General features: G+C 76.4%; 19 protein-coding genes. 10 read left to right on the forward strand and 9 right to left on the reverse strand.

From position 1 onward, the window contains the following. The first annotated feature begins 49 nt into the window (after positions 1-49). From ACI79F_RS21595 to ACI79F_RS21605, 3 genes are read left to right on the forward strand one after another with little or no spacing between them, the layout of a single operon-like run. On the forward strand, positions 50-1,429 hold the full coding sequence (locus tag ACI79F_RS21595; protein ID WP_456543001.1) for a cryptochrome/photolyase family protein: 1,380 nt from the start codon (positions 50-52) through the stop codon (positions 1,427-1,429). Further along, positions 1,422-2,234, forward strand: coding sequence for an Fpg/Nei family DNA glycosylase (locus ACI79F_RS21600; protein WP_456543002.1), 813 nt, complete (start codon positions 1,422-1,424; stop codon positions 2,232-2,234). Before ACI79F_RS21595 ends, ACI79F_RS21600 begins: the two co-directional genes overlap by 8 nt. A 29-nt stretch (positions 2,235-2,263) precedes the next feature. Beyond that, on the forward strand, positions 2,264-3,067 hold the full coding sequence (locus tag ACI79F_RS21605; protein WP_456543003.1) for a hypothetical protein: 804 nt from the start codon (positions 2,264-2,266) through the stop codon (positions 3,065-3,067). Here the strand turns inward: ACI79F_RS21605 and ACI79F_RS21610 are convergent. Continuing rightward, complete coding sequence (locus tag ACI79F_RS21610) at positions 3,064-3,366, reverse strand: putative quinol monooxygenase (RefSeq protein WP_456543004.1); 303 nt, start codon at positions 3,364-3,366, stop codon at positions 3,064-3,066. The two genes, ACI79F_RS21605 and ACI79F_RS21610, sit on opposite strands and share 4 nt — an antisense overlap. Positions 3,367-3,449: 83 nt before the next feature. Between ACI79F_RS21610 and ACI79F_RS21615 the strand changes: the two genes are divergently transcribed. Then, positions 3,450-4,859: an FAD-dependent oxidoreductase gene (locus tag ACI79F_RS21615; protein WP_456543005.1), complete on the forward strand. Its 1,410-nt coding sequence runs from the start codon at positions 3,450-3,452 to the stop codon at positions 4,857-4,859. A gap of 7 nt (positions 4,860-4,866) precedes the next feature. Here the strand turns inward: ACI79F_RS21615 and ACI79F_RS21620 are convergent, their stop codons facing one another. Then, complete coding sequence (locus tag ACI79F_RS21620; protein ID WP_456578942.1) at positions 4,867-5,967, reverse strand: inositol monophosphatase family protein; 1,101 nt, start codon at positions 5,965-5,967, stop codon at positions 4,867-4,869. A 66-nt stretch (positions 5,968-6,033) separates the two neighbouring features. On the opposite strand from ACI79F_RS21620, the gene ACI79F_RS21625 reads away from it, so the two are divergent. Further along, positions 6,034-6,957, forward strand: a complete 924-nt coding sequence (locus ACI79F_RS21625) for a glycosyltransferase (protein WP_456543007.1) — start codon at positions 6,034-6,036, stop codon at positions 6,955-6,957. 25 nt (positions 6,958-6,982) lie between these two features. Here ACI79F_RS21625 and ppc read toward each other — a convergent pair whose 3' ends face one another. Continuing rightward, complete coding sequence (ppc, locus tag ACI79F_RS21630; RefSeq protein ID WP_456543008.1) at positions 6,983-9,787, reverse strand: phosphoenolpyruvate carboxylase; 2,805 nt, start codon at positions 9,785-9,787, stop codon at positions 6,983-6,985. A 57-nt stretch (positions 9,788-9,844) separates the two neighbouring features. Here ppc and ACI79F_RS21635 point away from each other — a divergent pair, with 57 nt between their 5' ends. Further along, a complete protein-coding gene (locus tag ACI79F_RS21635; RefSeq protein WP_456543009.1) occupies positions 9,845-10,774 on the forward strand; it encodes an SMP-30/gluconolactonase/LRE family protein in 930 nt (309 codons plus the stop codon). A gap of 77 nt (positions 10,775-10,851) precedes the next feature. On the opposite strand, the gene ACI79F_RS21640 is transcribed toward ACI79F_RS21635, so the two are convergent. From ACI79F_RS21640 to ACI79F_RS21655, 4 genes are all read right to left on the reverse strand, one after another. Continuing rightward, positions 10,852-11,610, reverse strand: coding sequence for a tetratricopeptide repeat protein (locus ACI79F_RS21640; protein ID WP_456543010.1), 759 nt, complete (start codon positions 11,608-11,610; stop codon positions 10,852-10,854). 143 nt (positions 11,611-11,753) lie between these two features. After that, entirely contained in the window at positions 11,754-12,734 is a 981-nt protein-coding gene (locus ACI79F_RS21645; protein ID WP_456543011.1) for a TIGR03557 family F420-dependent LLM class oxidoreductase, read from the reverse strand. Positions 12,735-12,855: 121 nt separating this feature from the next. Then, positions 12,856-14,037 carry an ABC transporter permease gene (locus ACI79F_RS21650; protein WP_456543012.1) on the reverse strand — a complete coding sequence of 394 codons (1,182 nt, stop codon included), beginning with the start codon at positions 14,035-14,037 and terminating at the stop codon, positions 12,856-12,858. Further along, positions 14,034-14,966 (reverse strand): ABC transporter ATP-binding protein, encoded by a 933-nt coding sequence (locus ACI79F_RS21655; protein ID WP_456543013.1) that lies wholly within the window; start codon positions 14,964-14,966, stop codon positions 14,034-14,036. Before ACI79F_RS21655 ends, ACI79F_RS21650 begins: the two co-directional genes overlap by 4 nt. A gap of 84 nt (positions 14,967-15,050) precedes the next feature. Here ACI79F_RS21655 and ACI79F_RS21660 point away from each other — a divergent pair, with 84 nt between their 5' ends. Beyond that, positions 15,051-15,722: a UdgX family uracil-DNA binding protein gene (locus ACI79F_RS21660; RefSeq protein ID WP_456543014.1), complete on the forward strand. Its 672-nt coding sequence runs from the start codon at positions 15,051-15,053 to the stop codon at positions 15,720-15,722. A gap of 45 nt (positions 15,723-15,767) precedes the next feature. Here the strand turns inward: ACI79F_RS21660 and ACI79F_RS21665 are convergent, their stop codons facing one another. After that, complete coding sequence (locus tag ACI79F_RS21665) at positions 15,768-17,162, reverse strand: MFS transporter (protein ID WP_456543015.1); 1,395 nt, start codon at positions 17,160-17,162, stop codon at positions 15,768-15,770. Then, positions 17,159-17,806 (reverse strand): pyridoxamine 5'-phosphate oxidase, encoded by a 648-nt coding sequence (gene pdxH / locus ACI79F_RS21670; RefSeq protein ID WP_456543016.1) that lies wholly within the window; start codon positions 17,804-17,806, stop codon positions 17,159-17,161. The genes ACI79F_RS21665 and pdxH overlap by 4 nt, the downstream gene beginning before the upstream one ends. A 124-nt stretch (positions 17,807-17,930) precedes the next feature. Between pdxH and ACI79F_RS21675 the strand changes: the two genes are divergently transcribed. From ACI79F_RS21675 to ACI79F_RS21685, 3 genes are all read left to right on the forward strand, one after another. Beyond that, entirely contained in the window at positions 17,931-19,064 is a 1,134-nt protein-coding gene (locus ACI79F_RS21675) for a citrate synthase 2 (RefSeq protein ID WP_456543017.1), read from the forward strand. An 89-nt stretch (positions 19,065-19,153) separates the two neighbouring features. After that, on the forward strand, positions 19,154-20,269 hold the full coding sequence (serC, locus tag ACI79F_RS21680) for a phosphoserine transaminase (protein ID WP_456543018.1): 1,116 nt from the start codon (positions 19,154-19,156) through the stop codon (positions 20,267-20,269). Positions 20,270-20,424: 155 nt separating this feature from the next. Next, complete coding sequence (locus ACI79F_RS21685; protein WP_456543019.1) at positions 20,425-21,858, forward strand: MFS transporter; 1,434 nt, start codon at positions 20,425-20,427, stop codon at positions 21,856-21,858. Positions 21,859-21,986: the final 128 nt, after the last annotated feature.

Consider the following 21,986-nt stretch of genomic DNA (forward strand, 5'->3'; position numbering starts at 1 on the left):
GCATGCGCGTCATGGGGGGCACCGAGGCCCTTCGTCTAGCGTGGCGGGGGTGCCCGTCAGCGTGCTCTGGTTCCGCCGTGACCTGCGGCTCGGCGACCACCCGGCCCTGCTCGCCGCGTGCTCGGCCGCCGGCCCGGACGGCGGGGTGCTGCCGCTGTTCGTCGTCGACCCGCGGCTGTGGGGGCCGTCGGGGCTGCCGCGGCGCGAGTACCTGCGCCGCTGCCTGGCCGAGCTGCGCGCGGCGACCGGCGGCGCGCTCGTCGTCCGCGAGGGCGACCCGGCCGACGTCGTCCCCGCGGTGGCGCGAGAGGTCGCGGCCGGCGGCGTGCACGTCTCCGCCGACACCGGGCCCTACGGCCGCCGCCGCGACGCGGCGGTCGAGCGGGCCCTCGGCGACGTCCCCCTGGTCCGGACCGGCTCGCCGTACGCCGTCGGGCCGGGGCTGGTGACCAAGCGGGACGGCAGCGCCTTCCAGGTCTTCTCCCCGTTCGCCCGCGCCTGGCGCGAGCACGGGTGGCCCGCGCCCGCGCGGCGGCCCGACCACGTCCGGTGGTGCGACGGCGTGCCCCCCGGGGACCTGCCGCCCGCCCAGGACGTCGGGGACGTGCAGCTGCCGCCGGCCGGTGAGGAGGCCGCGCACACCGCCTGGGAGCGGTTCCGCGAGCAGCGGCTCACCGGCTACGCCGACGGGCGGGACCTGCCCGGCCGCGACGCCACCAGCCGGCTGTCCCCGCACCTGAAGTACGGCACCATCCACCCCCGCACGCTGCTGGCCGACCTCGCCGACCTCGGGCCCGCCGGGGAGCGGACCGAGGCGGTCCGCCGGTTCACCGACGAGCTGGCCTGGCGGGAGTTCTACGCCGACGTCCTCTGGCACCGCCCGGAGACCGCCCGCGAGTACCTGCGCCCGGAGCTGCAGGCCCTCGGCTACGACGCGGGCCCGCACGCCGAGGAGCTGGTGCGGGCCTGGCAGACCGGCCGCACCGGCTTCCCCATCGTCGACGCCGGCATGCGCCAGCTGCTCGGCGAGGCCTGGGTGCACAACCGGGTGCGGATGATCGTCGCCTCCTTCCTGGTCAAGGACCTGCACCAGGAGTGGACGCTGGGCGCCCGGTACTTCATGCAGCACCTGGTCGACGGCGACCTGGCCAGCAACAACCACGGCTGGCAGTGGGTCGCCGGCACCGGCACCGACCCCTCGCCCTACTACCGGGTCTTCAACCCGATCACCCAGGGGAGGAGGTTCGACCCGGACGGCGAGTACGTGAAGCGGTGGGTGCCCGAGCTGCGGGGGCTGGACGCCCGGCACGTGCACGAGCCGTGGACGGCGCCCGGCGGCGTGCCCGCCGGCTACCCGGAGCCGGTCGTCGACCACGCGCACGAGCGACGGGTGGCGCTGGAGCGGTTCGAGCGGGTGCGCCGTGCCTGAGGGCCACACCCTGTTCCGGCTGGCCCGGGAGCAGCAGGAGGCGTTCGCCGGCCGACCGGTGCACGTGACCAGCCCCCAGGGGCGCTTCGCCGCCGGCGCCGAGCTGCTCGACGGCCGCCTGCTCGACGAGGTGACCTCCTACGGCAAGCACCTGTTCGCCTGCTTCGGCGCCGACACCCTGCACGTGCACCTGGGCCTGTACGGCAGCTACACCAGCGGGACGGGCACCCCTCCCCCGCCGCGTGGCGCCCTGCGCATGCGCTGGGAGGGGCCGGGGCCCGACGGGCAGGGCGCGTGGACCGACCTGCGCGGGGCCACCGCGTGCGAGGTGCTCACCGCCCCCGAGGTGGACAAGATCCTCGACCGCCTGGGCCCCGACCCGCTGCGCGCCCGCGGCCGCGACGGCGCGGTCGCCCACCGCCGCATCGCCGGCAGCCGCACCGCGGTGGGCGCGCTGCTGATGGACCAGTCGGTGCTGGCCGGCGTCGGCAACGTCTACCGCGCCGAGATCCTCTTCCGGCACCGCGTCTCGCCGTTCCGCCCCGGCCGCGACGTGGGCGCCGACGAGTGGGCGCGGCTGTGGGCCGACCTCGTCGTCCTCATGCGGGCCGGGGTGCGGATGGGCCGGATCGTCACCACCCGGCCGGAGGACCGCGGCCGCCGGCGCGGCGCGGTGACCCGCGAGGACGCGCACTACGTGTACCGGCGCACCGGCCTGCCCTGCCGGGTCTGCGGCACGGAGGTGGCGACCCGGGAGATGGTGGGCCGCAACCTCTACTGGTGCCCGGTCTGCCAGGCCTCCTGATCCCGCCCGCGCTCGCGTAGGGTTCCCCGATGACCCTGGCCGGGCGCGCCCTCGCGGCGCTGGGGGCGACCGTGCTCCTGGCGCTGCCGGGCACCGCGCTGGCCGCGCCCGACGACGGCCCGCGGGTGGGCTACGACGTCTCCCACCCGCAGTGCGGCGAGCGCCTGCCCGAGCGGGCGGACTTCGCCGTCGTCGGGGTGAACGGCGGGACCGCCGCCCGGGCCAACCCGTGCCTGGCCGAGCAGTTGGCGTGGGCCGCCGAGGCGACCGGCAGCCCGCGGGGTGAGCTGTACGTCAACACGGCCAACCCCGGCGAGCTCATCGAGCGGCTGACCACCTGGCCGGCCACCGGCGCGACCCCGTACGGCGACTGCGACGGCGGCAACTCCGCCGCCTGCTCGTGGCAGTACGGGCGGATCCGCGCCGCCGCCGACGTCCACGTCTTCTTCCTGACCGCCGCGTGGGCGGCCGGCGTCGACCCCGACCCGGCCGCCCACCGGTGGTGGCTGGACGTCGAGACGATGAACACCTGGCAGTACGGCTCGGCCGGGGCGCAGGCCCGCAACCGGGCGGCCCTGGAGGGCATGGCCGGCTACCTGCGGGAGGTCGGCGCGGAGGTCGGGCTGTACTCGACCGGCCGGCAGTGGGCCCGGATCGCCGGCCGGGTCCCGGCCGGCAGCCCGCTGTCCGGCCTCGACAGCTGGCTGGCGGGCGCGGAGTCCGCCGGGGAGGCCGCCGACCTCTGCGCCGAGGACCCGCTCGTGCCCGGCGGCCGGGTGGTGTTCACCCAGTACGTGGCCGACGGGCTCGACCACGACGTCGCCTGCGGCTAGAGCTCGCCCTTGGTGCCGGCGGGCAGCGGGGTGAGCACCTGCACCTCCGGCGCCCCGGACACCTTGCCCGCGAGCTTCGGGCCCAGCCCGGTGAGCGCGGGCGCCGTCATGTGGGTGGTGAGCGCCTCCTGGCTCTCCCACTTCTCCACCATGACCAGGACGCCGTCGGCCTCGTGCAGCGCGTAGAGCTCGCAGCCGGGCTCGGCGTGCACCTCCGGCAGGACCTCCAGGAACGCCGCGCGGACGGCGTCGAGGTGCTCGGGCAGCGGACGGATGTGGGCGACGACGACGACGGACACGGGGCTCCTCCTCGGCAGCGGACGGCTCGCCCGACCGGCCCGGTGGTTGGCGCATCCCGGCCGCTCGGGTCAGGATGCCGATCATGTCGGACGCCGAGGAGACTGCCACCACACCCGCCCCCCGCCGCCTCCGGGTGGCCGTCGTGGGCGCCGGGCCGGCCGGCATCTACGCCGCCGAGGCGCTGACCCGCCAGACCGACGTCCCGGTCGCCGTGGACCTCGTCGACCGGCTGCCCACGCCGTTCGGGCTGGTCCGGCACGGCATCGCCCCGGACCACCTGCGGATGCGGGCGCTGCGGGACACGCTGCACGGCGTGCTGGACCACGAGCACGTGCGGTTCGTCGGCAACGTCGAGATCGGCACCGACCTCTCCCTCGACGAGCTGCGCCGGCACGTCGACGCGGTCATCTACACCTACGGCGCCTCGCGCGACCGGGCGCTGGGGATCGAGGGCGAGGACCTGCCCGGCAGCATCGCCGCCACCGACCTCGTCGCCTGGTACTGCGGCCACCCCGACGCCGACCGGCCGGGCGTCGAGGCCGCGCTGGAGGGGGTGCGGCGGGCCGTGGTCATCGGGGTCGGCAACGTCGCCCTGGACGTGGCCCGCGTGCTGGTGCGCACCGCCGAGGAGCTCGAGCCGACCGACATGCCCCAGCACGTGCTCGACGCGCTGGCCGCCGCCCCGGTGGAGTCGGTGACCGTCCTGGGCCGCCGGGGACCGGCGCAGGCCAGCTTCACCACCAAGGAGCTCGACGAGCTCGGTGAGCTCGCCGGCGCCACCGTGCTCGTCGACCCGGCCGACCTGCCCGGGGAGGACGAGCCGCCGCCGGCCGACCGGCTCAAGGCGCGCAACGTCAAGGTGCTGCGCGGCTACGCGGGCAACGCCGCCGAGCCGGGCCGCGGCACGATCGAGCTGCGGTTCTTCGCCCGCCCGGTCCGGATCCTCGGCCAGGACCGGGTCACCGGCATCGAGGTCGAGCGGACGGCGGTCGACGCCGACGGCCGCGCGGTGGGCACCGGCGAGCTGACGGTGCTCCCCGCCGACCTGGTCGTGCGGTCGGTCGGCTATCGCGGGCTGCCGCTGCCCGGGCTGCCGCTGGACACCGCCACCAACACGGTGCCCAACGAGGCCGGCCGGGTGCTGCGCGACGGCGCGCCGTCCGCCGGGGAGTACGTGGCCGGCTGGATCAAGCGCGGGCCCACCGGCGTCGTCGGCACCAACAAGCACGACGCGCGGGAGACCGTGGCGACGCTGCTGGCCGACGTCGAGGCCGGGGCGATCGCGGCGCACGGCGACCCCGACGACCTGGTGCGGACGCTGCGGGCCCGCGGCGCGGAGCCGGTGCTGCTGCCCAACTGGAAGGCCATCGACGCCGCCGAGATGGCGCTCGGCGCCACCCGCGGGCGGCAGCGGACGACCATGCACGACCGCGAGGACCTGCTGGCGGCCGCGCGGGCCGCGGAGATCGAGGCCGAGACCGCCGACGCCTGAGCGGGCGTCAGCGGCGCGGGGCCGCGGCGATCAGCTCCCGGGCGGCCGCGGCGGTGCCGGCCGCCGCGAAGCGGATCTTCGTCCCGGTGTCGGGGTGCAGCCGCAGCGGCTCGCCGTCGGCGGTGAGGGCCACCCCGCCGGCGGCGGCCAGCACCGCCAGCCCGCCGGCGACGTCGTGCACGTGCGTGCCCGAGCGGTCCAGGTCGTGCCAGCCGGCCGCGGACCCGTCGGCGACCAGGCACACCTCGACCGCGGTGCAGCCGGTCACCCGCACGCGCCGGGCGGTGCGTGGCACGGCGACCGCGCCGCCGCCGGGTGCGCTGGGGACGACGACGGTCGTGCCGGGGCGCGGCGCGACCGGGACGTCGTCGCGGCGGGCCCCGGCCCCCTCCGCCCCGGACCACCGGCGGCCGGAGGAGAGGTCGACCACCACCCCGGCCACGGGCCGCCCGTCCTGCACCAGCGCCGCGGAGAACGCCCACGGCGGCAGGCCGGCGCGGAAGTTGCCGGTGCCGTCCAGCGGGTCCAGGACGATCCACGGCTCGCCGTCGGCGACGGCCACGTCCGCCCGCTCCTCGCTGAGCAGCGGCACCCCGAGCGCGCCGAGGACGCCGGCCGCGGCGGTGTGCGCCGCCTCGTCGGCGGCCAGCGCCGGGCTGCCGTCGGGCTTGACCCGGTCCTCGCCGGTGCCGCGGGCCAGCGCCACCGCCGTCTCCACGCGGGTGGCGGCCAGCGCCGCCGCGGCCAGGAACTGCTCGGCCAGCGGCGCGGTCGCCGGCGGCAGCGCGAGCCGCCGCACGCCGCACCCGCCGGGCCGGTCGCGGACCCGGTCGCAGCCCCAGCCGACCGCCGCCGCCCGCACCGCCGGGTGGTCCGGCCCCATGCCGGCGGCGGCGAGCACCACCGCCTCGGGCGTGCCCTCGACGGTCCACTGGCGGCGCAGCAGCACGGCCTCGCCGGCCGCGCCGGCCAGCACCCGGTACGCCGGGTCGCTGGTGGCCGGCGCCAGCGCCGCCGGGGCCAGGCCCAGGTCGGCGGCCGCGCGCTGCAGGACGTCCCCGCCGGTGGCCGCGACGGCGACGCCCTCGACCGCTCCCCCGTTGCCCACGTCCCCGACCCTGCCCGGTCGGCCGCCGTCGCGCAGCACGTGGCCGGCCGCGGGTAGGAGCCGGCGGTGACCAGCCCCCGCACCGGCCTCGACGACGTCGACGTCGTCTTCCTCGTCCACCGCGAGTCCCCGGAGACGCTCGCCCGCCACCACGCGGCCGTCGCGGCGGCGACCGGGGCGGGCTGGCGCGGCGGGGCGCTGCTGGTGGAGAACGCCGCCGGGCCGGAGACGTCGGCGGCGGCCCGCGCCTGCGTGGCGGAACGGTACCCGGCCGCGCGCCGGCGGGTGCTGCGCGCGCGGCGCAACCTCGGCTTCGCCCGCGCCATGGACCTGGCGGTCGAGGCGTGCGGCGGCCGCTACGTCGCCCTGCTCAACTCCGACGGCGAGCCCGAGCCGGCGATGCTGCGCCGGCTGGCCGAGGCCCTGGACGCCGAGCCGCGGGCCGTGTGGGCGGCGCCGGCGGTGCACGGCCCCGGGGAGGACGACGACCCGCCCGGCCCGCCGCGCGCGGTCCGGGAGCTGGCCGGCACGGCGCTGCTGCTGCGCCGGGCGGAGTTCCTCGCCGCGGGCGGCTTCGACCCCGCCTACTTCTTCTACAACGAGGACCGCGACGCCTCCCGCCGGCTGCGGGCCGCCGGGCACCTGCTGCTGCGCGTGCCCGGCACCCGCTTCCGGCACGGCAAGGGCGGCCGCAGCGCCCGCGGGGTGTTCCTGCGCGAGTGGCACCACGCGCGGACCGTGCAGGTCCTGGTCCCCCAGCACGCGGCGCGGCCGGTCGCCGACACGCTCGCGCTCCTCGCCCGCCGGCCGCGGGCGCTCGCCGCCCACGTGCGCGACCGCGACCTGCCCGGTGCGGCCGGCATCGCGCTGGCGCTGCTCGAGCTGCCGCGGTGCCTGCTGCTGGCCGCCCGGCGCCGCCGCCGGCCGTGGGACGGCGCCCGGCTGGCCCGGTGGCTGGACCGCTCGCGGGTGCCGGTCCCGGAGCTCTGACCGGGGTCGCCGGGCCGGTCCGGGATCAGCCGGAGTTGCGCAGCGCGGTGGCGATGCCGTTGATGGTCAGCTGGATGTTGCGGCGGACCAGCTCGTCGTCGTCCCCCTCCCGCCGGCGGCGCAGCATGTCCACCTGCAGGTGGTGCAGCGGCTCCAGGTAGGGGAACCGGTTGCGGATGGAGCGGGCCAGCGAGGGGTTGTCGGTGAGCAGCTCGTCGTCCCCGGTGACCGCCAGCAGCATCCGGCAGGTGCGCTCGTGCTCGGCGGTGATCTGGTCGAACACCCGCGCGCGCAGCTCCTCGTCGGGCACCAGCTGGGCGTAGCGGGCGGCCAGGCCCAGGTCGGTCTTGGCCAGCACCATGCCCATGTTGGACAGCACCGTGCGGAAGAACGGCCAGCGCCGGTGCAGCTCGCGCAGCCGCTCCAGCCGGGCCTCGTCGCCGCCGACCCAGCCCTCCAGCGCCGAGCCGGTGCCGTACCAGCCGGGCAGCATGATCCGGGCCTGCGACCAGCTGAACACCCACGGGATGGCGCGCAGGTCGGCGATCCGGTCGCCGGCCTTGCGGGACGGCGGGCGGCTGCCGATGTTCAGCTCGGCGAGTTCGCGGATCGGCGTGGCCGCGCGGAACCACTCCACGAAGCCCGGGGTCTCGTGCACCAGCGCCCGGTAGGCCTGCTGCGCGCGGGCGGCCAGGTCGTCGAGCAGCCGGTAGGCGTCGTCGGCGGCGTCCCCCAGCCCCTCGACGTCGAGCAGGCTGGCCTCCAGGGTCGCCGCGACCATCGCCTCCAGGTTGCGCCGGGCCAGGTCGGGGTCGGCGTACTTGGCGGCGATGACCTCGCCCTGCTCGGTGATCCGCAGCGAGCCGGAGACGGCGCCGGGCGGCTGCGCCCGGATCGCCTCGTAGCTGGGGCCGCCGCCGCGGCCGACGGTGCCGCCGCGGCCGTGGAACAGCCGCAGCCGCACGCCCTCGGCGCGGGCGACCTCGACCAGGGCCAGCTCGGCCCGGTAGAGCGCCCAGTTGGCGGCCAGGTAGCCGCCGTCCTTGTTGCTGTCGGAGTAGCCGAGCATGACCTCCTGCAGGTTCCCGCGGCCGGCGACCAGGTCCCGGTACAGCGGCTCGGCGAGGACGGCGGTCATGGTGGCGCCGGCGTTCTGCAGGTCCTCGATCGTCTCGAACAGCGGCGAGATCCCGACCGGGCAGGTGGGCCGGCCGGCGGCGTCGAGCTCGAGCAGGCCCACCTCCTTGAGCAGGACGGCGACCTCGAGGACGTCGCTGACCGACTCGCACATGCTGATCACGTAGTTCGGGATGGTCGCCGGTCCCAGCAGCGCGACCTGCTCGGCGGCGGCCCGGACCAGGTCCAGCTCGCCGCGGGCGAGGTCGGACAGCTCGGCGTCGGGACGCACCAGCGGCCGGCGCAGCCGCAGCTCGCCGGCCAGCAGCTCGACCCGCGACGGCTCGTCGAGCGCGGCGTAGTCGTCGCAGACGCCGGCCCACGCCAGCAGCTCGGCGAGCACCTCCTCGTGCACCGCGGAGTTCTGCCGCATGTCCAGGCCGCACAGGTGGAAGCCGAACACCTCGACGGCCTCGCGCAGCCGGGTCAGCCGGTCGTCGGCCAGCGCGCCGGCGCCGTGGCTGCGCAGCGAGGTGTCGACGACGGCGAGGTCGGCGAGCAGCTCCTCGGGCGCGTCGTAGGGCACGAGGTCGGTGATCGGGGCGGCGCCGGGCACGGTGCCCAGCACCCGGCGGGCGGTCGCGGCCAGCCGCGCGTGCACGCCGATGAGCGCCCGCCGGTAGGGCTCGTCGGCGCGGAACGGCGACTCGTCGCGCGAGGCGTCGGCCAGCGCGTAGAGCTCGTGCGTGGGGGTGACCAGCCGGTCGGACATCGACAGCTCGTCGCGCAGCGCGACCAGCTCGGCCAGGTGGTGGCCCAGCGCCGTCTCCGCCTGGCGGGTGGTGGCGCGGCGGACCGCGTCGGCGGTGACGAAGGGGTTGCCGTCGCGGTCGCCGCCGATCCACGAGCCGGGCTGGAGCATCGGCCGGTCGAGCAGGTCCGCGCCGGGCCAGCGCTGCCGCAGGGCGCGGCGCAGCTCGGTGTTGATGGCGGGGATGACCTCGAACAGCGACAGCTCGTAGTAGCGCAGCGCCTCGTCGATCTCGTCCTGCAGCCGCAGCCGGGACAGCCGCAGCAGCGCCGTCTGCCAGAGGGTGAGCACCGAGCGCCACAGCTTGCCGGCCCACTCCGGGTCCGCGCCCAGGTCCTCGGTGGAGCGGTCGCGCAGGCGGATCAGCTCGGTGACCTGCCGCTGCACCTGGGTGATCGTCTTGCGCCGCACCTCGGTCGGGTGCGCGGTGACCACCGGGACGACCAGCGCGCCGTCCAGCGCGTCGGCGACCGCGTCGGCGTCGAGCGCGGCGTCGTCCAGGATCGCGAAGCTGGCGGCCAGGCTGCCCGGCTGCGGCGGCGAGCCGCTGCGCCGGTGGTAGCGCCGCCGCCGCTCGTGGTGGATGTCCTCGGCGAGGTTGGCCAGCAGCGAGAAGTGGCTGAACGCGCGGATGACGTGGTTGGCCGAGCGGACGTCCAGCTCGCCGAGCCGGGCGGCGAGCTCGGCCCGGTCCACGTCGCTGCGGCGCACCCCGAAGGCGGCCACGCGGGTGCGCTCGACGAGGTCCAGGACCTCGTCGCCGGACTGCTCGGCGATGACCTCGCCGAGCACCCGGCCGAGCAGCCGGATGTCGTCCCGCAGCGGGGCGTCGGTGCCGGCGCCGGCGTCCTCCCCGCGGCCGTGCTGTCGGAGGTCGGCGACGTCCACCGTGGCTTCGGACATGGCCGGAGTATGCCGCCGGGCGTGTGACGGCCGGATGACACGGGGACCATCGACCCCGTGCAGCGCCTGACCGCGACCCCCGCCGAGCCGTCCGTCGCCGAGCACGGGGAGGGGCCGCGCTGGGACGCCGGCCGGTCCGAGCTGCTGTGGGTCGACATCTCCGGTGGCCTGCTGCGCCGGGCGACGGTGGGGCCGGACGGCGCGCTCACCGAGGTGGCCGCGCACCGCGGCGGGGACACGGTGGGCGCCGTCGCCCCGGCCGCCGGCGGCGGGTGGCTGCTGGCCGCCGGCGGCGGCTTCACGCACGTGGCCGGCGACGGCACCGCCCGGGTGCTGCTGGAGCTGGCCGGCGAGGGTGGCACCGCGGAGTCCGGCGGCACGCGGATGAACGACGCCGCATGCGACCCCGCCGGCCGCCTCCTGGCCGGGACCATGGCGTTCGACCAGCGGCCGGGCGCGGGGGCCCTCTACTGCCTGGACCTCGACGGCACGGTGCGCACCCTGCGGGACGGGCTGACCGTCTCCAACGGCCTGGGCTGGTCACCCGACGGCGGCACGCTGTACCTCGCCGACTCCGGCCCGGGCCTGCTGCACGCCGTCGACTACGACGTCGCCTCGGGCACGCTGGGCGCCGGCCGCGTGCTGCTGGAGTTCGGCGGGGAGCCGGGCGTGGCCGACGGGCTCACCGTCGACGACGAGGGCTGCCTCTGGACGGCGCTGTGGGGCGCCGGCCAGGTGCGGCGGTACTCCCCGGACGGCGAGCTGCTCGCCGTCGTCGACGTCCCGGTCGAGCAGACCTCCGCCTGCTGCTTCGCCGGGCCCGGCCGCGACCTGCTGGTGGTGACCACCTCGGCCGAGGGGATGTCCGGCGAGGACCTGGCGGCGCAGCCCGGGGCCGGGCGGCTGTTCACCGCGCGCCCGGGGGTCACCGGCCCGCCGGCGTCGTCCTACCGCGGCCCGCTCGCCGCCCTCCGCCAGCTGCCCTGACGCGACGAGATCTGCACAGTCGTCACCATCAGCCGCTGATGCCGACGAGTGTGCAGATCTCGTCGAGCAGGGGCGGGTCAGTCCTGGAAGTACCGGAGCGCGGCCATCGCCAGCTCGTCTCCGGCCTCGGCGCCCAGGCCGAACTGCTCGGTCGCGCCCTCCCGGTCGCCGCGGCCGACGAGCAGCACGCCCAGGTTGTGGTGGCAGCGGACGTCGCCGGCGGCGATCCCGCTGCGGTAGGCCTCCTCGGCCGCCTCGTCGTCGCCGAGCTCGTCGCAGTAGAGGTTGCCCAGCGGCAGCCAGGCCACGGCCTCGCCGCGCTTGGCCCCGACCTCCAGCACGAAGCGCGCCTCGACGGCCCGGCCGGTCTCCCGCAGCAGGTCGGCCAGGTCGGCCCGGGCGGGCGGGAACAGGTCGGCGCCGGCCCGCAGGGCAGCCTCCAGCCCGACGTCCTGGGTGCGGCACCACTCCCGGCAGGCCAGGACGGCGGCGGCGTGCGGGTCGCCCGCCTCGGCGGCGCCGCGCCACGCGGCCAGCGCCCCCTCCTCGTCGCCCATCTCGTCGAGGACCGTGCCCAGCGTGCGCCAGGCGTGCGCCTCGCCGCCGGCCAGGGCGGCCTCGTAGGCGATGCTCGCCTCGTTCCACCGCTCCTGCGCGGCCAGCGTGTTGCCCAGCGCGAAGGCCGCCACGGCGTCGCCCAGGGCCGCGGCGCGGCGGAAGCACTCCTCGGCGTCGGGCAGGCGGCCCGCGCCGACCAGCTCACGGCCGAGGGCGATGAGCGCGGGCGCGTCGGCGTCCGGCAGTCGCCGGAGGCGCTCGTGGAGGTCCTCGGTCATGCCGCCATCGTGCGGTGCCGCGGCGGCCCGCGGCGTCCTCCGTGGTGGTGACCTGACCCGATCGTGTCTCCCCCGACGGCGGGTGGCCTCCCTGCAGGGGCCCGCCGCGAGCTGGTGAGCGGTGGGGGCAGGGAGGTCCTTCCTCAGGCGCCGAAGGCCTCCTTCCAGGCCGGCATCAGCTCGCGCTGCGCCCACTCGAGGTAGGGCGCCTGGACGTCGCCGCCGATCTGGACCAGCGCCAGGTGCGTGAACCCGGCGTCGGCGTACTCCCGCGCGCCCTCGATGACGGCGTCGACGTCGGCGCCGCACGGGATGCTGCCGGCGACGTCGTCCGGGCGGACGAACTGGCTGGCCGCCTCGAAGGCCGGCGGGCCGGGCAGCTCGGCGTTGACCTTCCAGCCGAGGCCGAACCAGCGGAACAGCCGGTGCGCGCGCTCGACGGCGGCGTCCCGGTCGGTGTCGTAGCTGATCGGCATCTGCGCGATCCGCGGCTTGCCGACCCCGCCGGCGTCGTCGAACCACTCGCCCAGCTCGGTGCGCGGCTCCGTGGCGATCATCGCGTCGCCGAGCTCGCCGGCGATGGCGCAGGACTGCTGGCCGGAGACCGCGATGCCGATCGGCACCCGCTTCTCCGGCAGGTCCCACAGCTTGGCGGACTCGACGTCGAAGTGGTCCCCGCGGAAGTTGACGTGGCCCTCGCCGTCGAACAGCTCGCGGATCACCTGCAGCGCCTCGACGAGCATCTCGTGGCGGACGTCGGCCGGCGGCCAGCCGGCGCCGACGACGTGCTCGTTGAGGTTCTCCCCCGCGCCGACGCCCAGCGTGAACCGGCCGCCGGACAGGATCTGCAGCGTCGCGGCCTGCTGGGCCACGACCACCGGGTGGTAGCGCAGGATCGGGCACGTCACGTAGGTCATCAGCGGGATGCGGCTGGTGGCCTGCGCCGCGGCGCCGAGGGTGACCCAGGCGTTGGGCGAGTGGCCCATCTCCTCCAGCCACGGGAAGAAGTGGTCGCTGCTGACCGCGAAGTCGAAGCCCGCCTCCTCGGCGCCGACCACGTGGCTCACCAGGTCCTTCGGCCCGGCCTGCTCGGTCATCATCGTGTAGCCCAGCTGCATCGCCATGCGCGGGCGGCTACCCCTCCCCATCCGGACGCAACCGGAGGAGGTCACGGGCCCGGCGGGTCGGCCCCCCTGCAGGGGCCCGCCGCGAGCGTGCCAGCGGTGGGGGCAGGGAGGTCCTCCGTCAGGCGCGCTCGGCGCGCAGTGCCTCCCGCAGCTTGGTCTTCCCGCTGGTGCGCAGCAGCGCCCCCGCGTAGACGCGGCCGCCCAGCCGGACCACGAGCGCGATGGCGACGAGCATGAGGGCGACGGCCAGCCCGACCTCCCAGGCCGCGGCCTCCCCCGCCGCCTGCCGCACCGGCATCACCAGCGGCGACAGCCCCGGCACGTAGGAGGTGACGGTGGCCAGCGTGCTCTCCGGGTCCCCGGCGGCCTGCAGCCCGATGAAGAAGCCGGCGACGAGCACCAGGGTGGTCGGGGTGAGCACCGTGCCCAGGTCCTCCTGCCGGCTGACCAGCGAGGCGGCGACGGCGAAGATCGCGGCGTAGAAGGCGTAGCCGAGGACGAACCACAGCACGACGGACACGACCGTGCCGATGAGCTCGCCGGGGACGTCGACGACGTCGAAGGCGAGCGCCCCGGTCACGCCGAGGGCGCCGATGACCACGATCTGCGCCAGGCCCAGCACCCCCAGGCCGAGGATCTTCCCGGCGAGCAGCTGCCAGGGCCGCATCGTGGCCAGCAGCAGCTCGACCACCCGGCTGGACTTCTCCTCGACCACGCCCTGGGCGACGAACTGGCCGAACATGATGAGCAGGCCGTACAGGATGCCGACCCCGATGATCGCGGTGACCACCCGCTCGCCGTCGTCGTCCCCGGCGTCGAGCGCCGTCACCGAGACCTCCGGGACGTCGCCGACGTCCACCCCGGCCTCGGCCAGCCGGGTGGCGATCGCCACGCCGGCGACCGCGCCGTTGACCACCGCCTCCAGCGTCGCGTCGCGGTCCCTCACCAGCAGCTGCGGGTCGTCGGCGCCGCCGACCAGCGCGCCGTCGACGTCCTCGTCGTCGACCGCCTGCCGGGCGGCGGCCTCGTCGGGCAGCGGGACGACGGTGACGTCGACGCCCACCGCCTCGCCCTGCGCCTGGACGGCCGGGCCGAGCTCGCTGCTGTCGCCGACGATGCCGATCCGGCCCTCGTCCTCGCCGGAGCCGACGACGACCTGGAAGGCCATCACGCCGATCAGCACCAGGATGATCACGATCGAGCTGATGATGAAGTTCTTGTCCCGGAGCCGGGTGGAGATCTCCCGGCCGGCGACGAGCCGGACCAGCGCGGCGCTGCCCAGCGGCCTCGGCTCGCTCACGCGGCCACCTCCTCGTCGGCCGCGGCCGGCGCCGGGGCGGGGTCGGCGACCGCCTCGCGGAACAGCTCGACGAGGGTCGGCTCGCGCCAGGCGAAGTGGCTGACCCGGCCGGTGCGCAGCGCGGCGGCGAGGACGGTCTGGTCGTCGCCGCCGGCGGCGAGCTCCAGCAGGGTGTCGCCGCCCTGCTGGGAGACCACCCGCACGCCGGGCAGCCCGTGCGCCCAGCCCGCCGGCGCCTCGGGGACGACGACGCGCAGCAGCCGGCCGGCCTCGCGGCGGCGCAGCTCCTCGACGGTGCCGCTGGCGACCATGCGGCCGCGGGCGAGGATCCCCACCGAGTCGCACAGCCGCTCGACGAGGTCCAGCTGGTGGCTCGAGAAGACGACCGGGACGCCGCCCCGGCACTGCTCCAGCAGCGCCTCGGCCAGCGAGTCGACCCCGACCGGGTCCAGTCCGGAGAACGGCTCGTCGAGGATGAGCACCTCCGGCCGGCTGACCAGGGCGGCGGCCAGCTGCACCCGCTGCTGGTTGCCCAGCGACAGCTTCTCGACGGCGTCCTTGCGCCGGTCGCCGAGGCCCAGCCGCTCGGCCCAGTGGTCGGCGGCGCGCGCGGCCGCGGCGCCGTCCATCCCGTGCAGACGTGCGAAGTAGGCGAGCTGCTCGCCGACGCGCATCTTGGGGTAGAGCCCGCGCTCCTCCGGCATGTAGCCGATCCGCCGGCGGGCGGCGGCGTCGAGCGGGGCGCCCCGCCACCGCACCTCGCCGGCGTCGGCCCGGGCCAGGCCGAGCGCGATGCGCATCGTCGTCGTCTTGCCCGCGCCGTTGGCCCCGCAGAAGCCGAACATCGAGCCGGGCGCGACGGTGAACCCGACACCGTCCAGCACGCGGTGGGCGCCATAGCTCTTGTAGAGCCCGTCGAACTCCAGCACTCGTCCGTCCCCCTCCTCGGCCTGCCCCCGAAGCTATCCCGTGCCCGGCGCGCGCCCGCGCGCCGACTGCGGTGTCATCAGGGCATGAGCCAGGAGAACGTGCCGGCCCAGCCTCCCCGCGGCGTCGGGCTGCCGGGCCTGCGGACGGCGGCCGCCGGGTGCCGGGCCTGCGAGCTCTGGGAGCCGGCCACGCAGACGGTCTTCGGCGAGGGCCCGGAGACGGCGCGGATCGTGTTCGTCGGCGAGCAGCCCGGCGACCAGGAGGACCGCAAGGGCGAGCCGTTCGTCGGCCCGGCCGGGCGGCTGCTCGACCGGGCGCTGGACGAGGCCGGCATCGACCGCGGCGACGCCTACGTCACCAACGCGGTCAAGCACTTCCGGTTCACGCCGACCGGCAAGCGGCGGATCCACCAGTCGCCGGGGCCCGAGCACCTGCGCGCCTGCCGGCCGTGGCTGGAGGCGGAGTTCGAGGTGCTCAAGCCCGAGGTCGTCGTCTGCCTGGGGGCGACCGCCGCCAAGGCGCTCATCTCGCCGTCCTTCCGGATCACCAAGGACCGCGGGCAGCTGCTCCCCTGGACGCCGCCCGGGGTCGCGGCGGTCGACCCGGCCGACGACGACGAGGACGCCCCGCACCAGACGTGGATGCTCGCGACCACGCACCCCTCCGCCGTGCTGCGGACGCCGGACGAGGCCCGCGCGGCCGCGTTCGACGCGCTCGTCGCCGACCTGCGGGTGGTCGCCGGGGCCCTCGCGTAGTCCTTGCGGAACCGGTCAGTACGCTGCCGCCGCCCCGCGCGCGCGTCACGACGGGGCGGAGCCCGGTCGGCCCTCGCCACTCTCGGGGGCGGGCGAGACCGGCCGGGCTCCCCCCGGCGGCGCGGAGGGCTGGGTCGAGCGGGAGGCCCGGAACAGCCAGAACGAGGGCACCGCCAGGGCCACGACCGCCATGGCGACGACGGTCATGACGCCGCCGGACACCATCGCCGTCGTCACCCCCGCGGTGCTGGCCAGCGCGCCGGCGCGCAGGTCGCCCAGCCGCGGGCCGCCGGCCACCACGACGATGAACACGCCCTGCATCCGCCCGCGCATCTCCTCGGGCGCGGCCAGCTGGAGCATCGACGAGCGCAGCACGGCGCTGACCATGTCCCCGGCGCCGGCCACGGCCAGGCACAGCACCGCCAGCCACAGCGACGGCGCGAACCCGAAGCCGACGATCGCCACGCCCCAGACCACGATCGCGGCGATGACCACCGCGCCCTGCCGGTCGACCCGCGACACCCAGCCCGAGGTCAGCCCCATGAGCAGGGCGCCGATGGAGACGCCGGCGAACAGCCAGCCCAGCGCGTTGGGCGAGTCGGCGAACCGCGTCTCGGTGAGCTCCGGGAACACCGCCTGCGGCCAGGCGAAGACCATGGCGATGATGTCGACGACGAACGTCATGAGCAGCACCGGCTGCGTGCGCAGGAAGGTGAAGCCCTCCCCCACCCCGCGCACCGCCGAGGCCAGCCGCAGCGGGCCGGTCGCCGCGGACCCCGGCGGCAGCGGCGGCAGCCCGCGCAGCAGCAGCAGGGCCACGACGAACCCGGCGGCGTCGACGGCGTAGGCCAGGAACAGGTCGCCCAGCCCGATCAGCACCCCGGCCAGCAGCGGCCCGACGATGACGCCGACCTGGCGCACCGTCATCGACAGCGCGTTGGCCGCGGGCACCCCGGCCGGCCCGACGATCGCCGGGATCACCGCGCTGCGGGTCGGCTGGTTGACCGCGCTGAACCCGGAGACCGCCGCCGTCAGCAGCCACAGCAGCCAGATGTTGCCGCCGCCGGGCAGCAGCGCCTGCAGGGCGAGCAGGGTGCTGGTCACCGCCGAGCCGGTGGCGGTGACCAGCATCAGCCGGCGGCGGTCCATCGCGTCGGCGATCGCCCCGCCGAGCAGGCCGAACACGACCAGCGGCACCAGCGCCACGATCGAGGTGACGCCGACCAGCAGCGAGGAGCCGGTCAGGTCGTAGACCTGGAACGGGACGGCGACCAGCGTCATCTGCTGGCCGAGCATCGTCGCGGCGATGCCCCAGAACAGCCGGCGGTAGTGCGGGTTCTGCAGCGGGGTGGTGTCGATGGCCCAGCCCCGCCGGCGCGGCGCCGGTGCCGGCTCCGCCGCCTTCCCGGCACCCTCGACCGGGTCGACCGGGGACGTCATGGCGCGAGGCGCTGCACGATCCAGCCGCCGCCCTCGGCGTCGTCCCGCACGAAGCGCAGCCGGTCGTGCAGCCGCCCGGGCCCGCCCTGCCAGAACTCCACGACCTCGGGCACCACCCGGTAGCCGCCCCAGGTGGGCGGGCGCGGCACCGACCCCTCCGGCGTCTCCTCGTCCAGCAGCCGCACCCGCGCCTCCAGCTCGTCGCGGGAGTCGACGACGGTCGACTGCACCGACGCCACGGCCGCCAGCTGCGCCTCCCGGGGCCGCGGGTCCCACAGCCCGTCGGAGGCGCGGTCGCCGATCCGCTCCACCCGCCCGGTCACCCGCACCTGGCGCTGCAGCGCGTGCCAGGGGAACACCAGCGCCGCCCGCGGGTTGACCGCCAGCTGCGCGCCCTTGGCCGAGGCGTAGCTGGTGCCGAACACGAAGCCGGCCTCGTCGTAGCCCTTCACCAGCACGATGCGGGCGTCCGGCGCCCCGTCGGCGTCCGCCGTGGCGACGACCACCGCGTTGGGGTCGGGCAGCTCCGCGGCCACGACGTCGCCGAACCAGCGGTCGAACTGCTCCAGCCAGGTGGCGGCCAGGTCGTCCTCCCGCAGTACGGGGCGGTCGTAGTCCCTGCGCATGCGGGAGAGGTCGGGCACCCGTCCGATGCTGCCACCGGGCCCGCCCCGGCTGCGCCGCGCCCGGGGGTTGGGCCTACTGTTCCAGCGTTGTCGTGCGCCGCGATCCGACGCACGATCCCGCGCGCGCAGAGGAGCATGCGAGATGGCCGACGACTTCAAGCCGGGTCTCGAGGGTGTCATCGCCTTCGAGACGGAGATCGCGGAACCGGACAAGGACGGCGGCGCCCTGCGCTACCGCGGCGTCGACATCGAGGACCTCGTCGGCAAGGTCACCTTCGGCAACGTCTGGGCCCTGCTGGTCGACGGCAAGTTCGGCCCGGGCCTGCCCCCGGCCGAGCCGTTCCCGATCCCGGTGCACAGCGGCGACGTGCGCGTCGACGTGCAGGCGGCGCTGGCGATGCTCGCCCCGTTCTGGGGCTACCGCCCGCTGCTGGACATCTCCTCCGAGGAGGCCCGCGACCAGCTGGCCCGCGCCGCGGTGATGGCGCTGTCCTACGTCGCGCAGTCCGCCCGCGGCATCGGCGTCCCCGCGGTGCCGCAGAAGCGCATCGACGAGGCCTCGACCATCGTCGAGCGCTTCATGGTCCGCTGGCGCGGCGAGCCCGACCCCCGCCACGTGGCCGCCGTCGACGCGTACTGGACGTCGGCGGCCGAGCACGGCATGAACGCCTCGACGTTCACCGCCCGCGTCATCGCCTCCACCGGCGCCGACGTCGCCGCGGCCATGTCCGGGGCGATCGGCGCGATGTCCGGCCCGCTGCACGGCGGCGCCCCGTCCCGCGTGCTGCACATGCTCGACGAGGTGGAGCGGACCGGCGACGCCGAGAAGTACGTGAAGGACCTGCTCGACCGCAAGGAGCGGTTGATGGGCTTCGGCCACCGGGTCTACCGCGCCGAGGACCCGCGCGCCCGCGTGCTCCGCCGCGCCTCCGAGGAGCTCGGCGCGCCGCGCTTCGAGGCCGCCCGCGCCCTGGAGCAGGCCGCGCTCAAGGAGCTGCGCGAGCGGCGCCCGGACCGGCCGGTCGAGACCAACGTGGAGTTCTGGGCGGCCATCGTCCTCGACTTCGCCGAGGTACCCAGCCACATGTTCACCTCGATGTTCACCTGCGCCCGCACCGCCGGCTGGTGCGCGCACATCCTCGAGCAGAAGAACACCGGCCGCCTCGTGCGCCCGTCGGCCCGCTACATCGGCCCCGACCCGCGCAAGCCCGAGGAGGTCGAGGGCTGGGAGAACGTCCAGACCAAGTCCATCAGCCAGGTGGCCCCCGCCTCCTGAGGCACCGACCACCACCGCAGGGGCCCGTCGCACGCACGTCCGCGGCGGGCCCCTCGTGCTGACGCCGTCGACCCGGGGAGGGACCCCGCATGACCATCCAGATCCCCGCCGACCTGCTGCCCCGTGACGGGCGCTTCGGCTGCGGTCCGTCCAAGGTCCGCCCGGAGGCCCTGCGGGCGCTGGCCACCGACGGCGCGGCGCTCATGGGCACCTCGCACCGGCAGGCGCCAGTGAAGCGGCTGGTCGGCCGGATCCGCGAGGGGCTGGGCCGGCTGTTCGGGCTGCCGGAGGGCTACGAGGTCGTCCTCGGCAACGGGGGGACGACGGCGTTCTGGGACGCCGCCGCCTTCGGGCTCATCCGCGACCGCGCCGCGTTCGGCACCTTCGGCGAGTTCTCGGCCAAGTTCGCCTCCGGCGTCCGGGACGCGCCGTTCCTCGGCGACCCGGTGATCACCTCGGCGGAGCCGGGGACGCTGGCCCTGCCCGCCGGCGCGCCGGGGATCGACGCCTACGGCTGGGCGCACAACGAGACCTCGACCGGGGTCATGGCGCCGGTGGCCCGGCCCGGGGGCGCCGACGACGACGCGCTCGTGCTGATCGACGCGACCAGCGGCGCCGGCGGCCTGCCGGTGGACGTGGCGCAGAGCGACGTCTACTACTTCGCCCCGCAGAAGGCCTTCGCCGCCGACGGCGGGCTGTGGGTGGCCCTCATGTCGCCGCGGGCGCTGGCGCGGGTGGCCGAGATCAGGGCGTCGGGGCGGTGGGTGCCCGGGTTCCTCGACCTGTCGATCGCCGTCGACAACTCCGCCAAGGACCAGACGTACAACACCCCCGCGGTCGCGACGCTGTTCCTGCTGGCCGACCAGGTCGACTGGCTCAACGGGCTGGGCGGCCTGTCCGGCGCGGTCGAGCGCACCCGCGACTCGTCCGGCCGGCTGTACGGCTGGGCGGAGAAGTCGGAGATCGCCACCCCGTTCGTCGCCGACCCGGCGCAGCGGTCGCTGGTCGTCGGCACGGTCGACTTCGCCGAGGGCGTGGACGCCGCGCGCATCGCGCAGGTGCTGCGGGACAACGGCGTCGTCGACGTCGAGCCCTACCGCAAGCTCGGCCGCAACCAGTTGCGGGTGGGCATGTTCCCCGCCGTCGACCCCGACGACGTCAGCGCCCTGACCGCCTGCATCGACTTCGTCGCCGAGCGCCTGTAGCCGACCAGATCTGCACACCCGTCGCCCTCAGCGCCTGATGCCGACGGGTGTGCAGATCTCGCGGGTGCCGATGAGCGCGGGGCCATCGCCCGGTCTCCTCTGGTGAACGTCCGCCGGCCTCCCGGCCGCGGGCAGCCACCGACGAGGAGACCGCCATGGCCGACCGGCCCCCCGCCCTGGACCTGCGCTCGGGTCCCCAGCGGGTCTTCGCGCACCTGCTGGTGGACAACCTGCTGGTGTCGGTCGTGAACTACACCGTCTGGTTCGCGGTCACCTTCTGGGTGTTCCTCGAGACGGGGTCGGTCTTCGCCACCGGCATGATCGCCGGGATCTTCCTGGTCGCGACCGCCGGCACCGGCATCTGGTTCGGCAGCCTGGTCGACCACCACCGCAAGCACGCCGTCCTGCAGGCGTCCGCGGTGGCCTCCATCGCGCTCTACGGCCTGGCGTCCGTCGTCCTGCTGGTCACGCCGGCGGAGTCCTTCCGGACGGCGGGCAGCGTGCCGCTGTGGTGCTTCGTCGTCCTGCTGATGCTGGGCGTGATCGCGGGCAACCCGCGGTCCATCGCGCTGACGACCCTGGTGACGCTGCTCGTGCCCGAGGACCGCCGGGACCGGGCCAACGGCCTGGTCGGGTCGGCCACCGGGCTGTCCATGCTGGTCACCTCGGTGGTCAGCGGGCTGCTGGTCGCCTTCGGCGGCATGACCGCCGTCCTGGTGCTGGCGCTGGCCGTGCTGGTCGCCTCCGTCGTCCACCTCACCCGGGTGCGGGTCCCCGAGGACGGCGCCGCGGCCGCGGCCGGGGACGACGACGCCGCGCCCGCCGCGGCCGGCGTCGACCTGCGCGGGACGCTGCGCCTGGTCCGCGGCGTCCCGGGCCTGCTGCCGCTGATCCTGTTCAGCTGCTTCAACAACTTCCTCGGCGGCGCGTTCATGGCGCTGATGGACCCCTACGGCCTGTCGCTGATGTCGGTGCAGGCGTGGGGGCTGCTGTGGGGCGGGCTGTCCGCGCTGCTGGTCGTGGGCGGGCTGCTGGTCGCCCGGATCGGCCTGGGCAGCCGCCCGATCCGCGTCCTGCTGCTGGTCGACCTGGCCATGTGGGCCGGGACCCTGCTGTTCCCGCTGGTGTCCTCGATCCTCACCCTGACGATCGCGATGGCCGTGTTCATGACGGTCATGCCCTTCGCCGAGGCCGCCGAGCAGACCGTGCTCCAGCGGGTGGTGCCCTACGAGCGGCAGGGCCGGGTGTTCGGCTTCGCGCAGAGCGTCGAGCAGGCCGCCTCGCCGCTGACCGCGTTCCTGATGGCGCCGCTCACCCAGTTCGTCGTCATCCCGTTCATGACCGACGGCGCCGGCGCCCGGGCGATCGGCGACTGGTTCGGGACCGGCCCGACCCGCGGCATCGCCCTGGTCTTCGTGGTCACCGGGCTGATCGGCGTCCTCGCCGTCCTCGCGGCGTTCGCCAGCCCCGCCTACCGGCGGCTGAGCGCGGCCTACGCCGGCACCCGGGGCCCGGCCGCGGTCCCCGCGGCCGGCGAGCCGGCCCGGCCGACGGTTCCCGCCGTCGCCGCCGCGCCCGCGTCGCTGTAGCGGGGGGGGGGGGGGGGGGGGGGGGGGGGGGGGGGGGGGGGGGGGGGGGGGGGGGGGGGGGGGGGGGGGGGGGGGGGGGGGGGGGGGGGGGGGGGGGGGGGGGGGGGCGGGGGGGGGGGGGGGGGGGG

The sequence above is a fragment of the Blastococcus sp. SYSU D00868 genome (genome assembly GCF_054050575.1).

Bases quoted from the DNA above. Each gene is read 5' to 3' on its own strand.
- ppc (WP_456543008.1), bottom strand. From the start codon at position 9,787: ATGTCCGAAGCCACGGTGGACGTCGCCGACCTCCGACAGCACGGCCGC.
- ACI79F_RS21615 (WP_456543005.1), top strand. From the start codon at position 3,450: ATGTCGGACGCCGAGGAGACTGCCACCACACCCGCCCCCCGCCGCCTC.
- serC (WP_456543018.1), top strand. From the start codon at position 19,154: ATGACCATCCAGATCCCCGCCGACCTGCTGCCCCGTGACGGGCGCTTC.
- ACI79F_RS21640 (WP_456543010.1), bottom strand. From the start codon at position 11,610: ATGACCGAGGACCTCCACGAGCGCCTCCGGCGACTGCCGGACGCCGAC.
- ACI79F_RS21665 (WP_456543015.1), bottom strand. From the start codon at position 17,162: ATGACGTCCCCGGTCGACCCGGTCGAGGGTGCCGGGAAGGCGGCGGAG.
- ACI79F_RS21660 (WP_456543014.1), top strand. From the start codon at position 15,051: ATGAGCCAGGAGAACGTGCCGGCCCAGCCTCCCCGCGGCGTCGGGCTG.
- ACI79F_RS21645 (WP_456543011.1), bottom strand. From the start codon at position 12,734: ATGGCGATGCAGCTGGGCTACACGATGATGACCGAGCAGGCCGGGCCG.
- ACI79F_RS21605 (WP_456543003.1), top strand. From the start codon at position 2,264: ATGACCCTGGCCGGGCGCGCCCTCGCGGCGCTGGGGGCGACCGTGCTC.
- ACI79F_RS21675 (WP_456543017.1), top strand. From the start codon at position 17,931: ATGGCCGACGACTTCAAGCCGGGTCTCGAGGGTGTCATCGCCTTCGAG.
- ACI79F_RS21685 (WP_456543019.1), top strand. From the start codon at position 20,425: ATGGCCGACCGGCCCCCCGCCCTGGACCTGCGCTCGGGTCCCCAGCGG.